Here is a 13,946-nt window from a genome sequence, read left to right on the forward strand (position 1 = left end):
GTGGGTCAGTCAACAAAGTTGTCGACTGGTATTCCCTCATCGCTGGCAAGCCAGCTCCCACAGGGGTTCTGTGTTTTGAGACAAATCTGAACAATCCTGCCCCACGCGAGGTACTTCGGAACCAGAATCGCGTGCCATACTCCAAGGCACTCCGATTCAGACAGATGAAGCCGCACATGCCCAAAGGATTGATTCGCGCGATTGGCGCCCTGTTGACTGCTCTGGCCCTCTACAGCCTGCTGGGGTTTCTGATTTTGCCGGGCATCGCTCTGCGGGTAGCCAATCAGCAACTGGCCAACTACGCGACGGTGCCCGCGCATATCCAGCGTATCGAACTCAACCCGTTCAGCCTTGAAGTCACCCTGTGGGGGCTGGTCATCGGCGAGCCGGGCAAGGAACAGATCGGCTTCGATCGCCTGTACGCCGACCTGCAAATCGACAGTCTGTGGACCAAAGCCCTGCATCTGGCCAACATCGAGCTGGACAAGCCAAAGAGCGAAATCCTCTTCGCCAAAGACGGCAAGCTCAACCTGCTGGGCCTGTTCAATGTGCCGGCCAGTGAGCCAACACCAACCGACCCGGACGCCAAGCCGTTCCCGCTGCGCATCGACAACATCAAACTGGCCGGCGGCGTCGTGCACTTTGAAGACGTGCGCCCGAGCGAGCCGATCGAATTCCTCTACGACGACCTCAGCTTCGAACTGAAAAACCTCAGCACCCTACCCGAAGACAGCGCCGACATGACCCTGGTCGCCATCGGCCCGGCCGGTGGGCGGATCGACTGGAGTGGCAATTTCAGCCTGATCCCGTTCACTTCCGAAGGCACCCTGAAAGTCACCGACGGCAAGATGAAAGCGTTCTGGCCCTACGTGCGTGATTCGGTGCCGCTGGTGCTGGAAGACGGCGTGATCAGCCTCAGCAGCGAATACAAACTCAATCTGTCGAAAGAAACCGAGCTGCAGTTGAACAACGTCGCGGTGAGCATCGCGCCGTTCGCCATCAAGGCTCCGGACGGCCGGCCACTGGCGAAACTCGAACGCCTCGACGTCAGCGAAACCTCGGTGGATCTGGCCAAGCAACAAGTCGTGGTCGGCAAGATCCGCAGCAACAAACTGGAAACCTGGGCCGCCCTCGAAGCCGACGGCCAGCTGGACTGGCAGAAACTGTTCGCCAGCCAACCGTCTAAACCCGCCGCCAAAGCCGCCGCAGAACCAGCCAGTACGCCAGCTGCTGCCGACTCGCCGAAAGCTGAACCGACTGCGCCGAGCAAGCCTTGGCAAGTGCTGCTCAAAGACGTGCAATTGCGTAACTACACTGTGCATCTGGCCGACCGCTCGGCAACACCTGCGGTGGCACTGGATATCACCCCGCTGAACGTCGACCTGCAAGACTTCGACAGCCTCAACGGTTCGCCCTTCAAGCTCAAGCTCGATAGCGGCGTGGGCAAGCAAGGCAAGATCACGGCCGACGGCACCGTCAATCTCGCCCCGGTCAACGCCCAGCTCAATGTGAAAACCCAGGACATCGACCTGCGTGTCGCGCAGTCCTACATCAATCCTTTCATTCGCCTGGAACTGCGCAGCGGCATGCTCGGCAGTGACCTGAAGGTCAACCTCAAAAGCACCGAACCGCTGGCACTCAGCGTCACCGGCCGCGCGCAGATCGATCAACTGCACACCCTCGACACCCTGAAAACCCGCGATTTCCTCAAGTGGCAGCAAGTGGTGGTCGAAGGCCTGAATTATCAGCACGGCGACAGTCTGTCGATCGACAGGGTCAACCTGTTCCAGCCTTATGTACGGTTCATGATCAACGATGATCGCACCACCAACATCGACGACCTGCTGATCCCGCAACCGGCCGACAGCGGCGCAAAAACCACGGCAGCCAAACCGGCCAGCAACGAGAAACCGTTGGGCATTCACATCGGTGGCATCGCGATCAATGACGGCTCGGCGAACTTCGCCGACTTCAGCCTGACGCCCAATTTCGCCACCGCCGTGCAGCAACTCAACGGCCAGATCGGCACCATCGACAGCCGTCAGGCGAAACCGGCCAGCGTCGACATCAAAGGCAAGGTCGATCGCTACGCACCGGTGACCATCAAGGGCGCGGTCAATCCATTTGACCCAATGGCCAGCCTCGACATCGCCACCAGTTTCAAACGTGTCGAGCTGACCACGCTGACGCCCTACTCCGGCAAATTCGCCGGTTACCGCATCCGCAAAGGCCGGCTCAACCTCGACCTGCACTACCTGATCACCAAGGGCCAGCTCAAAGCCGAGAACAAAGTGGTGGTCGAGCAATTGCAGCTCGGTGAAAAGGTCGACAGCCCGGATGCCGTGAGCCTGCCGCTGAAACTGGCGATTGCCCTGCTCAAGGATGTCGACGGCAAGATCTCCATCGAATTGCCGGTGACCGGCGACTTGAACAACCCGCAATTCAGCGTGATGCCGATTGTCTGGCAGACCTTGCGCAACCTGATCGTCAAAGCCGCCGCCGCGCCGTTCAAAATGATTGGCGGGCTGATCAGTGGCGGTGGTTCGCAAGACCTTGGCACCGTTTCGTTTGCTCCGGGTTCCAGCGAGTTGAGCAAGGATGCCGAGGCCGCACTGGTCAAATTGTCCCAGGCGCTGAAGGAGCGTCCGGCACTGCGTCTGGAAATCGAAGGCACTGCGGCCAAAAGCAGTGACGGTCCGTTACTCGCCGAGCAACGTCTGGAACGTGAATACCAGTACAACTACTACAAGATGCTCCAGCGTCGCGGCGATAAAGTCCCGGCCCAAGCTTCATTGCTGCAAGTGCCGGACAGCGAAAAAGGTCCACTGCTCGAAGGCATTTACCGCACCCGCCTGAAAACCCAGCCGCCGGCCGAATGGAAGGATCTGGGCAAGGAAGAACGCACGGCGAAGATGCGTGAAGGCGTGATCCAGTTCTGGAGTGGCAGCGATGTGTTGCTGCGTCAGTTGGGTCAGGACCGTGCCAGCAGCATCAAGGACTACCTCGTCGATAAAGGCCAACTGGCAGATGACCGCGTGTACTTCATCGACGCCAATCTCGGTGAAGCCGAGAGCGATGGCCGCGTGGTGACGCAAATGCATCTGGACGCCGAATGATGAAACTACAGTGGCTGGCCTTGCTCGCAATGACGCTCGCGGCCAGTCACGCCTCGGCGTCCGATACGCTGCGCTGCGGCAGTCAATTGATCAGCCTTGGCGACCGGTCCAGCGAAGTCCTGCAGAAATGCGGTGAGCCGGTCAGCCGTGATGTGTTGGGCTACAAGCGCAGCGCCAATCGCCGCGAAGAGTTTCAGGTCGAGGAGTGGACCTACGGCCCGAGCAACGGCATGTACCAATACCTGCGCTTTGAAGGCAATCGCCTGCGGCAGATCAACAGCAAACGCGGTAACTGAAAAAGCAAAAGATCGCAGCCTTCGGCAGCTCCTACATGGAAGTGCATTCCAATTGTAGGAGCTGCCGAAGGCTGCGATCTTTTGCTTCTAAAAATAGAACAGGCCCCGACACAAGTGTCGGGGCCCGTAATGGTCACCTCCGTGTGACCGTTCGCATGAACTCTAAAGTTGCGGCAGACGTATTGCTCGGCCCGTCTGTCGCGCCTTCTCCCGGTCCAGGCGAGAAGTCATGCCTTACTCGGCTTTCAGGCCGTCAGCGGAGACCGCTTTAACGCCTTTGATTTTCTTGGCGATCGCAACAGCAACGTCTTTCTGCGATTCAGTTACAGCAGTAGTCGACGAAAGCGATACAACGCCTTTGTTGGTTTCTACTTTGATGTCAGTACCTGGAATGCCTTTTTCGGTGACCAGGTCAGCTTTGACTTTGGTGGTGATCCAGGTGTCAGAAGTAGCTTCTTTAGCCTGGGTAACTTCACCGGCAGCCAGAGTCATTGGAGCCTGGGTAGCCTGAGTGGATTGTGCGAATGCACCGGAAGCCATGGTCAGGGTCAGCGCGGTAGCAGCAGCGGCAGTGATAGCGAACTTCTTCATACGAGTAACTCCTGTTTTTCTGGAAAGTCTGCTGGTTGTCTTGTCAGCAGGGTTACCAAGGTAGTTGCGAACGCTGTGCCAACTTTTCCATCAACACAAAATCCTTATAAATCAACAACTTATGTTTATCGCAGATTTTCGGAATCATGCAATTTGCATGACATGCGCAATATTCACATGCAAGTTGCGGTTTTTTGGAAAGTTCCTAAGACGCTGAAATTATTGAAGCTTTTGTGAACGGCTGCGCAATGAAAAATGCCCCGCACTGCGGGGCATTCTGTTCAGCATACATTCAACTTATGTACCGCTGGCGGTGCAGCCTTTTGGCGAATAGTCCGGTGCCACCGTGGTAGCACAGCTCCAGACACCGGCGCCGGTACCCGAAGAGCGCGTCAGCGTAATGGTTTTACCCAGCACCGGTGCCGGGGCATTGGCGATCGTACACACGATCGATCCCGCGCCGTCAGCGGCGGTACCTGTGGCCGACAATGCACAGTTGGATGTAGTGGTCACCGCATCCCCCTTCACGATTGCGAGGGTAGGATTTGTGCCTTGGTTGATGGTGTCTTCAAACGGCACCTTCAGCGCACTGATTTCCGCCAGCCCCGCCGTCACCTTCGACCGCGCCTGATACTTGGAATATTGCGGCAGGGCGATGGTTGCCAGAATCCCGATGATCGCCACCACGATCAGCAGCTCGATCAGAGTAAAACCTTGTTGTTTTTTCATAGACACGCTCCATGCATGAGTCGAAATCTCATGATCTGAAAGGGAAGCAGCATAGGCCATGCCAATGCCTTCGAAGCCCCGCCCCTTGGGCGCGAACCACATACATCGCCATTTCCTACAACCCGTAACCGCACTATCTGACACTTTTTGTCACCTGCATTGGCCGTGTTTGGCGCTGTCACTTGACTAGGCTATAAGTCATGAACTGCAAGCGTGCGGAATCCCCATGAATGACATCGCTCTGAGCGGTCTGGCCAAGCAATTGGTCCAGGCCGAACTGCTCACGGAAAAAAGCGCCCAGCAAGCCTGGCAACAGGCCCAGCGCAATCGTTTGTCGCTGGTCAGCTATCTGGTGCAGAACAAACTGGTCAAGAGCTGGCAGGTCGCCGAGATCGCCAGCGAGCATTTCGGCATGGCGTTCCTTGATCTCAATTGCCTCGACAAGGAAACCCAGCCCAAAGGCCTGGTCAGCGAAAAACTGGTGCGTCAGCACCATGCCCTGCCCCTGTGGCGGCGCGGCAATAAACTGTTCGTGGGCATTTCCGACCCGAGCAACCATCAAGCGATCAACGACATCCAGTTCAGCACCGGGCTGAGCACCGAAGCCATTCTGGTCGAGGACGACAAGCTCACCGACGCCATCGAGAAATTCTTCGACACCCACGCCAGTGGCCTGGAAGACATGGCCGATGTCGATCTCGATGGCCTCGATGTCGAATCCATCGACGACAGCAAGCAAGACACGATTGGCGGACTCGACGCCGACGATGCGCCGGTGGTGCGTTTTGTTCACAAGATGTTGCTCGACGCGATCAAAAGCGGTTCTTCTGATTTGCACTTCGAGCCCTACGAGAAGAACTACCGGGTACGAGTGCGCACCGACGGCATCCTGCGCGAGGTGGCCAAACCGCCGATTCAACTGGCCGGGCGCATCGCCGCACGTTTGAAAGTCATGGCCAGTCTCGATATTTCGGAGCGGCGCAAGCCGCAGGACGGGCGGATCAAGATGCGCCTGTCGAAGAGCAAGTCGATCGATTTCCGCGTCAACACCCTGCCGACGCTGTGGGGGGAAAAAGTGGTGATCCGGATCCTCGATCCGTCCAGCGCACAGATCGGCATCGACGCGCTTGGTTACGAACCCGCGCAGAAAGAACTGTACATGGCCGCGCTCAAGCAGCCCCAAGGCATGATTCTGGTCACTGGCCCCACCGGCTCGGGGAAAACCGTGTCGCTGTACACCGGCCTGAATATCCTCAACACCGTCGACATCAATATCTCCACCGCCGAGGACCCGGTGGAGATCAATATGGAAGGCATCAACCAGGTCAACGTCAACCCCAAACAGGGCCTCGATTTTGCCCAAGCGCTGCGCTCGTTTCTGCGTCAGGATCCGGACGTGATCATGGTTGGCGAGATCCGCGATCTGGAAACCGCCGAGATCGCGATCAAGGCTGCGCAGACCGGCCACCTCGTGCTCTCGACCCTGCACACCAACAGCGCTGCGGAAACCCTGACCCGTCTGCACAACATGGGCATCCCCGGCTTCAACATCGCCACCTCGGTCAGCCTGATCATCGCTCAGCGCCTGGCGCGAAAACTGTGCAGCCACTGCAAGAAGCCTATCGAGATCCCACGCGAAACCTTGATCAAGGAAGGCTTCCCCGAGGAACGCATCGGCCATTTCACGATCTACGAGCCGGTCGGTTGCGATCACTGCAACGGCGGTTACAAGGGACGCGTGGGGATTTATGAAGTGGTGAAAAACACACCGGAGTTGCAACGCTTGATCATGGCCGAAGGCAACTCGCTGGAAATCGACATTCAAATGCGCCGCGACGGCTTCGACGACCTGCGCACCTCCGGGCTGCACAAGGCCATGCAAGGCATTACCAGCCTTGAAGAAATCAACCGGGTCACCAAGGACTGAACATGGCGGTCAAGGCAGCGAAAATCAGTATTTATGCCTGGGAAGGCACGGACAGGAAAGGCAGTAAAGTCACTGGCGAGTTGAGCGGACAGAACCCGGCGCTGATCAAGGCACAACTACGCAAACAGGGAATCAACCCGGGCAGGGTGCGCAAGAAGTCCGCGTCGTTATTGAGCTTTGGCAAACGCATCAAGGCGCAGGATATCGCCCTGTTCACCCGGCAGATGGCGACCATGATGAAGGCCGGTGTGCCGCTGCTGCAGTCGTTCGACATCATTGGCGAAGGCTTTGAAAACCCGGCCATGCGCAAACTGGTAGACGAGGTGAAACAGGAGGTCGCGGCCGGTAACAGCTTCGCCACAGCCCTGCGCAAGAAGCCGCAATACTTCGACGAGTTGTATTGCAACCTGGTCGATGCCGGCGAGCAGTCCGGCGCGCTCGATACCTTGCTGGAACGGGTCGCGACTTATAAGGAAAAAAGCGAACGGCTCAAGGCCAAGATCAAAAAAGCCATGACCTACCCCACCGCCGTCGTGCTGGTCGCGGCGGTCGTGACCGGAATCCTGTTGGTTAAAGTGGTGCCGCAATTCCAGTCGGTATTCTCGGGGTTCGGTGCAGAGTTACCGGCCTTCACTCTGATAGTGATCAGCCTTTCGGAGTTCATGCAGCAATGGTGGTGGGCGATTCTCGGTGCGCTGGTCGCGGCGATTTTCGGCACTCGTCACGCACTGAAAACCTCCCAGGCGCTACGCGATCGCAAAGACACGTGGCTGTTGAAACTGCCCTTGGTCGGCACGCTGATGTACAAGTCCGCCGTGGCGCGATTCGCCCGTACCCTGTCGACTACGTTCGCGGCCGGTGTGCCTTTGGTGGAGGCACTCGATTCAGTGGCCGGCGCCACCGGCAATGTGGTGTTCAAACGTGCCGTCCTGCGGATTCGCCAGGATGTCTCAACCGGTATGCAGCTGAATTTTTCGATGCGCTCCACCGGGGTCTTTCCCAACATGGCCGTGCAGATGACCGCGATTGGCGAAGAGTCGGGGGCGCTAGATGAAATGCTCGACAAGGTTGCAGGCTTTTACGAAGAAGAAGTGGATAACATGGTCGACAACCTCACCAGCCTGATGGAGCCGTTCATCATGGTGGTGCTAGGCGTTATCGTCGGTGGGCTGGTGGTGGCCATGTACCTGCCGATCTTCCAACTCGGCTCAGCGATCTGACATGCCTATCGACGAACTGTTTGCCCTGTATCCGCTGGCCTTTGTTTTCACTGCCCTGCTGCTGGGTCTGGTGGTTGGCAGCTTCCTCAACGTGCTGATCTGGCGCCTGCCGAAAATGCTCGAACGCGATTGGCGCCAGCAGGCCCACGACGTGCTCGGTTTGCCCGGCGAAACGCCGCTGCCCACCTACAACCTGATGCTGCCGCACTCCGAGTGCCCACATTGCGCCCATCGCATTCGCCCGTGGGAGAACGTTCCCCTGCTCAGTTATCTTTGGCTGCGCGGGCGCTGTTCAGCTTGCGCCGCGCCGATCAGCAAACGATATCCGCTGACCGAACTGGCTTGCGGGCTGCTCTCTGCCTTCATCGCCTGGCATATCGGCTTCGGTTGGTCGGCATGCCTGCTGATTGTCCTGACGTGGGGTTTGCTGGCGATGAGTCTGATCGACACCGAACATCAGCTGCTACCCGATGTGCTGGTGCTGCCGTTGTTGTGGCTGGGGCTGATCGTCAACAGTTTCGGCCTGTTCGTGTCGTTGCACGATGCGCTGTGGGGCGCGGTGGCCGGTTACCTGACGCTGTGGTCGGTGTTCTGGCTGTTCAAACTGCTGACCGGCAAGGACGGCATCGGTCACGGTGATTTCAAGTTGCTGGCGCTGCTCGGCGCGTGGGGCGGCTGGCAGATTCTGCCGCTGACCATCCTGCTGTCATCGCTGGTGGGCGCCATTATCGGGGTGGTTTTACTGCGCTTGCGCAATGAGAAAACCTCCACGCCGATACCCTTTGGCCCGTGGCTGGCAATTGCTGGCTGGATTGCCTTGCTCTGGGGTGGTCAAATAACCGACTTCTATTGGCAGTTTGTCGGTTTGAAATGAATACCCCTGTGGAAAAACCCTGGATTCTCGGCCTCACCGGCGGCATCGGCAGCGGCAAAAGCGCGGCAGCTCAGCACTTCATTGATCTGGGTGTCCACGTGGTGGATGCCGATCACGCGGCGCGCTGGGTGGTTGAACCGGGGCGCCCGGCGCTGGCGAAGATTGCCGAACACTTCGGCCCCGACGTGCTGCAGGCCGATGGCACGCTGGACCGCGCCGCCCTGCGCAAACTGATCTTCGAAGTACCGGAGCAACGCCGTTGGCTCGAAGCGCTGCTGCATCCGTTGATCGCCGAGGAAATCGCTCATCATCTGGCGCTGGCAAAATCGCCTTACGCGATTCTGGTTTCGCCGCTGTTGATCGAATCCGGGCAATACGCGATGACCCAGCGCATCCTGGTGATCGACGCCCCGCAACAACTGCAGATCGAACGCACCTTGCAGCGTGACCAGACCAGCGAGCAGCAGGTTCAGGCGATCCTCAAGGCTCAGTCGAGCCGCGAAGACCGTGTGAGCCGTGCCGACGACGTGGTGGTCAATGACCGCGACCTCGCCTGGTTGCACAGCGAAGTCGAGCGCCTGCATCACTTTTACCTGACTTTATCCGGAGGCCAAGCATGAGCCAGATCCCCACCGTTGAATGCCCAACCTGCGGCGCCCCCGTGGAATTCACCCCCGAAAACAAGTTTCGGCCGTTCTGTTCCGATCGCTGCAAACTGATCGACCTCGGCGCCTGGGCGTCGGAAGAACACAAGATTCCGGTCGCGCCGGATGCCGAGGACGAACTGTTTTCCGGCGATTTCGATCCGCGCCACTGACCTGATCAGGGCCGCATAAAGCCGTAGTCCTGATCGTCGTCGAGGTTTTCCGCCAGAAAGCGCAACTCGTCGGCCAGGTCTTCGGCGTTGCGCACAGCCTTGCTCTGCTGCACCACCGCACTGAGCAAGGCACGCAAACTCAACCCCGGGTCAAAGCCCACCTCCTGCGCCATGTCCAGACTCTGCCGGGTCTCCTGTCTTGCCCACTCGTAAACACTCATGCCGCTGCTCCTGAAGGGATTTGCGCGAGCATGAAATTTCCCGCGTCTGGCGGGTTTGATGTGGATCAAGACTTCGGATCGTCGTCCTTCCACGGCGCCGAAAGGTAGCGCGTGCGGTTGAAGGTCTCCAGCCACTCCGGGCTGAATACCACCAGCGCACTGATGATCATGCCGTTGATGAACGCTTCGGGGAAAATGATCAGCCACACGTAACCGATGAAGTCTTCCAGCCACTCTGGCATGGCAAAAAGGCCGTCGTACCACAGCAGCGTCAGGCTGAGGATCAGGCACAACAAGGCCGACAACGCGGCGGCAAAAAAACCGGAACAGAAGATGTACACGAACGGGTTGCGCGGTTGGGCACGCTCGACAAGGATTGCCACGCACTCGGTGACCAGCACCGGCAGCAAAATGAACATCGCGCCATTGACCCCCATCGCCGCGAGATCCTGACGCCCGAGCAGCACCAGGCCGATTTGCGCCACCAGCCCGCCGACAATCGCCAGCGGCCAGTCCAGCAACAGCGTTACCGCCGTCATGCCGAGGAAGTGATACGACACGCCCGTGTCGAAATCCCTGCGCATCAACCACAACAGAAACAACGCAAACACGGTGCCGAACAGCAGATGCTGACGCCGGCTGTCGCTGAACAACTCGACCCACGGCGCCCGCACGATCGCCCAAAGCAGCACCGGCAGATAAATCAGCCAGCCCAGCAGCAGACTTTCAGTCGCCAGCACCTCGACGCCGATCATGGGCGCGCCTTCTCCAGCGCCTCGCGCAGTTCGCTCGCGTTGGCGTACTCACGTTGCGAGAGCAATCGACCGTCCTTCAATTGCAACCACAACACCTGGCCTTCTGCGCCGGGATAGCGCGACGCGACCCGGCCTTCTCGATCAAGCATGACCCGGTAGTGGTAGTCGCGCATGGCCGGTACGGCAAACATCCTGGCAATCAGCGCCGGCATGCGCTGGATATCGGCAACGAATACCGCGTGGCGCGCCTCCAGATAGCCCTTGGGCTGATCCTTCAACGCTTCTTTGATCAGCTTGGCGCCGTCCATATCCCGCGCCACCAGCAACGTTGTAGTGCTGTCGTCGAGGGTGAAGGGCTGCTCGTACTGATCAAGCAACGTCCAGGATGCAAGACGCTCGCCGGTTTCGAGTGCATGGGCAAACAGCGGAAAAACAGCAAACAGCAGCAGCCAGCGAAATTTCACGATGAGTCCTCACGGTTTGGCGTAAATAGTCGATTGCCATGAGTCTACACCGCCCTTCTCGACTGCCCACTGATGCACTTTGCCGCGTAACGCTTTCAGCTTGTCGCATTTGAACGCTAAGCTTGGGCTTATGGATGACTCAGATTATTTACGCCTGCTGACCATCGCGGCCGAGCAGGCCAACGCCTTTCTGTCCAATGCCCGCAAATGGGAGCGTGAGCGTTGGGTCTGCCAACGCCTGCTGCAAGGCTTGAACATTCCCTACCGCGCCGACGAATTCGCGCCGGCCGGCGAACCGCCGGATGTGCTGTTTCGCGATGCCAATTTCGAGGTGTTCTTTGTTCTCGATGAGGGCCGTCGGCTCAACGACGAATGGCGCGATGAACTGCAGCGCCGCCGCAGCGCCTTTTCCCTCAGCCAACTGGTGCGCCGTGAAGCCAAGCCCAAGCGGATTCCGGCCAATGAATTCCTGCTGCGACTGGCGCCGACCTTGCGCAAGAAAGCGCACAACTACAAGGAACGCGGCATGGATCTGGGCGAACTGGATATCATCGCCTTCGCCAGTCTTAAACGTGAGGTGCTGGATCTGAACAGCCATTTTCCCCCGCCGACCGAATATCTGCGCCAAGGCTGGCGTTCGTTATCTCTTGTCGGCCCGACCTTCGCCCGTGTGCTGTTCGCCCACCCGGACGCACCGGACTTCCTGCGCAGCAACCTCGGTCGCAGCATCGTTTTCGATGTCGGGATCAGCCTGTGACGCCGCTGCAGCAATTGATTGCCGATGTGCCACAGACCGGATGTGTGCGCTGGATCGGCGTGCGCCCCGAATCCCGTGGGCCGATGATCGAACTTGATGCGGTGGAAGCGCGGCTGGAAGCAGGGCTGACCGGCGACCACGCCCGCCCCGGTGTGCGTAACGCGCGGCAGGTGACCCTGATCCAGTGGGAACATTTGGCGGTGATCAGCGCATTGATGGGGCGCCCTGATAATCAACCGGTCAGGCCTGAAGATCTGCGGCGCAATCTCGTTATCAGCGGTATCAATTTGTTTAGTCTCAAGGGTCGGCGCTTTCGCATCGGTCAGGCAATATTCGAAACCACGGGCTGGTGTCAGCCCTGCGCACGGCTGCAGAACAACCTCGGCCCCGGCACCTTTCAAGCGGTGCGCGGACATGGCGGAATTACCGCGCGAGTGTTACAAAGCGGGATCATTCGCCTCGAAGACCGGGTGAGCGTCGAGCCGGTTCCGGACAGCGGCTATGCTGCTTTCAACCCCGGATAAAAACTGCTGTAGCTTCTGTCCATTCAGCAACGTCTACCTGACGAGGCAAATATGACCAGCCGCCTGAACCCCGAAGACCAGAAACATGTCGAAGAGTACCTGCAACTGTCCCAACACCGAGTCGAGCGCCGGCCTTTCCGGCCGTGGATGCTCCTGGTGCTGGTGCTGGCAGTGACCATTGGTCTGGGCCTGTTGAGCCGATTTATCAGTTACCTGACGCTATGAGCTGCCTCGCGCTCGCTTGGGTAACCGCACCGATTTCCTTTAAAAACCTTGCGAGTTATCCCTATGTCCCATCGTATTGTTATTGTCGGCGGCGGCGCCGGCGGTCTGGAGTTGGCTACCCGTCTGGGTAAGACTCTGGGCAAGCGCGGCACGGCCAGTGTGATGCTGGTCGACGCCAATCTGACGCATATCTGGAAGCCCCTGCTGCACGAAGTGGCCGCCGGATCGCTGAACTCTTCCGAAGACGAACTCAACTATGTTGCCCAGGCGAAATGGAACCACTTCGAGTTCCAGCTGGGGCGCATGAGCGGGCTTGATCGCGCACAGAAGAAAATCCAGCTGGCAGCGACCTACGACGAAAACGGCGTCGAGCTGGTGCCAGCACGGGAAGTGCAGTACGACTCGCTGGTGATCAGCGTCGGCAGTACCACCAATGATTTCGGCACTCAGGGCGCGGCGCAGCACTGCCTGTTCCTCGACACGCGCAAACAGGCCGAGCGCTTTCACCAGCAACTGTTGAATCACTACCTGCGTGCACACGCCGGGCAAACCGATGTGGTCGAGCAGATCAGCGTCGCGATCGTCGGCGCTGGCGCCACGGGCGTCGAGCTGGCGGCAGAACTGCACAATGCCGCCCATGAACTGGCGGCGTATGGTCTGGACCGGATCAAACCGGAAAACATGCACATCACCCTGATCGAAGCCGGGCCACGGGTGTTGCCAGCACTGCCGGAGCGCATCAGCGGGCCGGTGCACAAGACCCTGGAGAAACTCGGGGTCAATGTCATGACCAACGCTTCGGTCAGCGAAGTGACCGCCGACAGCCTGATCACGGCCGATGGCAATGAGATCAAGGCCAGCCTGAAAGTCTGGGCTGCCGGTATTCGCGCACCAGGTTTCCTCAAGGACATTGATGGCCTGGAAACCAACCGCATCAATCAGCTGCAAGTGTTGCCGACGCTGCAAACCACCCGCGACGAGAACATCTTCGCCTTCGGCGATTGCGCTGCGTGCCCGCAACCGGGCACCGATCGCAACGTGCCGCCACGTGCGCAAGCCGCGCACCAACAGGCGTCGCTGCTGGCCAAGTCGCTGAAACTGCGCATCGAAGGCAAGACCCTGCCGGAGTACAAGTACACCGACTACGGCTCGCTGATCTCGCTGTCGCGTTTTTCGGCGGTGGGTAACTTGATGGGCAACCTGACCGGCAGCGTGATGCTCGAAGGCTGGCTGGCGCGGATGTTTTACGTGTCGCTGTACCGCATGCACCAGATGGCGCTGTACGGGCCGTTCCGCACGGCGATGCTGATGCTGGGCAGCAAGATCGGCCGTGGCACCGAGCCGCGCCTGAAGCTGCACTAAAAACCTGTGGGAGCGAGCCTGCTCCGGGCGGCGATCCGACGAAAGCGTTCTGTCAGTCGTTATTGATG

At 58.9% G+C, this 13,946-nt stretch carries 16 protein-coding genes; 11 read left to right on the plus strand and 5 right to left on the minus strand.

Features of this window, described 5'->3' with window-relative positions; genetic code table 11:
- Positions 1 to 164: 164 nt before the first annotated feature.
- Positions 165 to 3,116, plus strand: coding sequence for a DUF748 domain-containing protein (locus M5G26_RS04885; RefSeq protein ID WP_273914595.1), 2,952 nt, complete (start codon positions 165 to 167; stop codon positions 3,114 to 3,116).
- A complete protein-coding gene (locus tag M5G26_RS04890) occupies positions 3,116 to 3,412 on the plus strand; it encodes a DUF2845 domain-containing protein (RefSeq protein WP_007909909.1) in 297 nt (98 codons plus the stop codon). Before M5G26_RS04885 ends, M5G26_RS04890 begins: the two co-directional genes overlap by 1 nt.
- 234 nt (positions 3,413 to 3,646) lie before the next feature.
- Here M5G26_RS04890 and M5G26_RS04895 read toward each other — a convergent pair whose 3' ends face one another.
- Together M5G26_RS04895 and M5G26_RS04900 are read right to left on the minus strand one after the other, a co-directional pair.
- A complete protein-coding gene (locus tag M5G26_RS04895) occupies positions 3,647 to 4,003 on the minus strand; it encodes a BON domain-containing protein (RefSeq protein WP_047600285.1) in 357 nt (118 codons plus the stop codon).
- Between the two features lie 297 nt (positions 4,004 to 4,300).
- The gene (locus M5G26_RS04900; RefSeq protein WP_038369043.1) at positions 4,301 to 4,732 is read right to left on the minus strand and encodes a pilin; all 432 of its coding nucleotides are present in this window, start codon (positions 4,730 to 4,732) and stop codon (positions 4,301 to 4,303) included.
- A gap of 226 nt (positions 4,733 to 4,958) precedes the next feature.
- Here M5G26_RS04900 and pilB point away from each other — a divergent pair, with 226 nt between their 5' ends.
- The 5 genes from pilB to yacG are packed head-to-tail and all read left to right on the plus strand — an operon-like array spanning position 4,959 to position 9,570.
- Positions 4,959 to 6,659 (plus strand): type IV-A pilus assembly ATPase PilB, encoded by a 1,701-nt coding sequence (gene pilB / locus M5G26_RS04905; RefSeq protein WP_273914596.1) that lies wholly within the window; start codon positions 4,959 to 4,961, stop codon positions 6,657 to 6,659.
- A 2-nt stretch (positions 6,660 to 6,661) separates the two neighbouring features.
- A complete protein-coding gene (locus M5G26_RS04910) occupies positions 6,662 to 7,879 on the plus strand; it encodes a type II secretion system F family protein (protein ID WP_273914597.1) in 1,218 nt (405 codons plus the stop codon).
- A gap of 1 nt (position 7,880) precedes the next feature.
- Positions 7,881 to 8,753 carry a prepilin peptidase gene (locus M5G26_RS04915; protein WP_095114084.1) on the plus strand — a complete coding sequence of 291 codons (873 nt, stop codon included), beginning with the start codon at positions 7,881 to 7,883 and terminating at the stop codon, positions 8,751 to 8,753.
- On the plus strand, positions 8,750 to 9,373 hold the full coding sequence (gene coaE / locus M5G26_RS04920) for a dephospho-CoA kinase (protein WP_134177320.1): 624 nt from the start codon (positions 8,750 to 8,752) through the stop codon (positions 9,371 to 9,373). Before M5G26_RS04915 ends, coaE begins: the two co-directional genes overlap by 4 nt.
- Entirely contained in the window at positions 9,370 to 9,570 is a 201-nt protein-coding gene (yacG, locus tag M5G26_RS04925; protein ID WP_007959585.1) for a DNA gyrase inhibitor YacG, read from the plus strand. Before coaE ends, yacG begins: the two co-directional genes overlap by 4 nt.
- 5 nt (positions 9,571 to 9,575) lie before the next feature.
- Here yacG and M5G26_RS04930 read toward each other — a convergent pair whose 3' ends face one another.
- The 3 genes from M5G26_RS04930 to M5G26_RS04940 form a co-directional block, all read right to left on the minus strand.
- Positions 9,576 to 9,791 (minus strand): hypothetical protein, encoded by a 216-nt coding sequence (locus tag M5G26_RS04930; RefSeq protein WP_007909901.1) that lies wholly within the window; start codon positions 9,789 to 9,791, stop codon positions 9,576 to 9,578.
- 65 nt (positions 9,792 to 9,856) lie between these two features.
- Positions 9,857 to 10,546 carry an energy-coupling factor ABC transporter permease gene (locus M5G26_RS04935; protein WP_122599716.1) on the minus strand — a complete coding sequence of 230 codons (690 nt, stop codon included), beginning with the start codon at positions 10,544 to 10,546 and terminating at the stop codon, positions 9,857 to 9,859.
- Positions 10,543 to 11,010 (minus strand): FAD/FMN-containing dehydrogenase, encoded by a 468-nt coding sequence (locus M5G26_RS04940; protein ID WP_273914598.1) that lies wholly within the window; start codon positions 11,008 to 11,010, stop codon positions 10,543 to 10,545. The genes M5G26_RS04935 and M5G26_RS04940 overlap by 4 nt, the downstream gene beginning before the upstream one ends.
- Positions 11,011 to 11,140: 130 nt before the next feature.
- Here M5G26_RS04940 and M5G26_RS04945 point away from each other — a divergent pair, with 130 nt between their 5' ends.
- From M5G26_RS04945 to M5G26_RS04960, 4 genes are all read left to right on the plus strand, one after another.
- Complete coding sequence (locus tag M5G26_RS04945) at positions 11,141 to 11,767, plus strand: DUF1780 domain-containing protein (RefSeq protein ID WP_007909887.1); 627 nt, start codon at positions 11,141 to 11,143, stop codon at positions 11,765 to 11,767.
- Positions 11,764 to 12,291, plus strand: a complete 528-nt coding sequence (locus M5G26_RS04950; protein ID WP_273914599.1) for an MOSC domain-containing protein — start codon at positions 11,764 to 11,766, stop codon at positions 12,289 to 12,291. Before M5G26_RS04945 ends, M5G26_RS04950 begins: the two co-directional genes overlap by 4 nt.
- A 51-nt stretch (positions 12,292 to 12,342) precedes the next feature.
- Positions 12,343 to 12,516, plus strand: coding sequence for a DUF3094 domain-containing protein (locus M5G26_RS04955; protein ID WP_007909875.1), 174 nt, complete (start codon positions 12,343 to 12,345; stop codon positions 12,514 to 12,516).
- A 63-nt stretch (positions 12,517 to 12,579) separates the two neighbouring features.
- Positions 12,580 to 13,878 carry an NAD(P)/FAD-dependent oxidoreductase gene (locus M5G26_RS04960; protein ID WP_016986237.1) on the plus strand — a complete coding sequence of 433 codons (1,299 nt, stop codon included), beginning with the start codon at positions 12,580 to 12,582 and terminating at the stop codon, positions 13,876 to 13,878.
- Positions 13,879 to 13,946 lie beyond the last annotated feature (68 nt).

The organism is Pseudomonas sp. TNT2022 ID642 (genome assembly GCF_028656995.1).
In the GTDB taxonomy this organism is placed as follows: Bacteria; Pseudomonadota; Gammaproteobacteria; order Pseudomonadales; family Pseudomonadaceae; genus Aquipseudomonas.

Bases quoted from the DNA above. Each gene is read 5' to 3' on its own strand.
- M5G26_RS04885 (WP_273914595.1), top strand. From the start codon at position 165: ATGAAGCCGCACATGCCCAAAGGATTGATTCGCGCGATTGGCGCCCTG.
- M5G26_RS04890 (WP_007909909.1), top strand. From the start codon at position 3,116: ATGAAACTACAGTGGCTGGCCTTGCTCGCAATGACGCTCGCGGCCAGT.
- M5G26_RS04895 (WP_047600285.1), bottom strand. From the start codon at position 4,003: ATGAAGAAGTTCGCTATCACTGCCGCTGCTGCTACCGCGCTGACCCTG.
- M5G26_RS04900 (WP_038369043.1), bottom strand. From the start codon at position 4,732: ATGAAAAAACAACAAGGTTTTACTCTGATCGAGCTGCTGATCGTGGTG.
- pilB (WP_273914596.1), top strand. From the start codon at position 4,959: ATGAATGACATCGCTCTGAGCGGTCTGGCCAAGCAATTGGTCCAGGCC.
- M5G26_RS04910 (WP_273914597.1), top strand. From the start codon at position 6,662: ATGGCGGTCAAGGCAGCGAAAATCAGTATTTATGCCTGGGAAGGCACG.
- M5G26_RS04915 (WP_095114084.1), top strand. From the start codon at position 7,881: ATGCCTATCGACGAACTGTTTGCCCTGTATCCGCTGGCCTTTGTTTTC.
- coaE (WP_134177320.1), top strand. From the start codon at position 8,750: ATGAATACCCCTGTGGAAAAACCCTGGATTCTCGGCCTCACCGGCGGC.
- yacG (WP_007959585.1), top strand. From the start codon at position 9,370: ATGAGCCAGATCCCCACCGTTGAATGCCCAACCTGCGGCGCCCCCGTG.
- M5G26_RS04930 (WP_007909901.1), bottom strand. From the start codon at position 9,791: ATGAGTGTTTACGAGTGGGCAAGACAGGAGACCCGGCAGAGTCTGGAC.
- M5G26_RS04935 (WP_122599716.1), bottom strand. From the start codon at position 10,546: ATGATCGGCGTCGAGGTGCTGGCGACTGAAAGTCTGCTGCTGGGCTGG.
- M5G26_RS04945 (WP_007909887.1), top strand. From the start codon at position 11,141: ATGGATGACTCAGATTATTTACGCCTGCTGACCATCGCGGCCGAGCAG.
- M5G26_RS04955 (WP_007909875.1), top strand. From the start codon at position 12,343: ATGACCAGCCGCCTGAACCCCGAAGACCAGAAACATGTCGAAGAGTAC.
- M5G26_RS04960 (WP_016986237.1), top strand. From the start codon at position 12,580: ATGTCCCATCGTATTGTTATTGTCGGCGGCGGCGCCGGCGGTCTGGAG.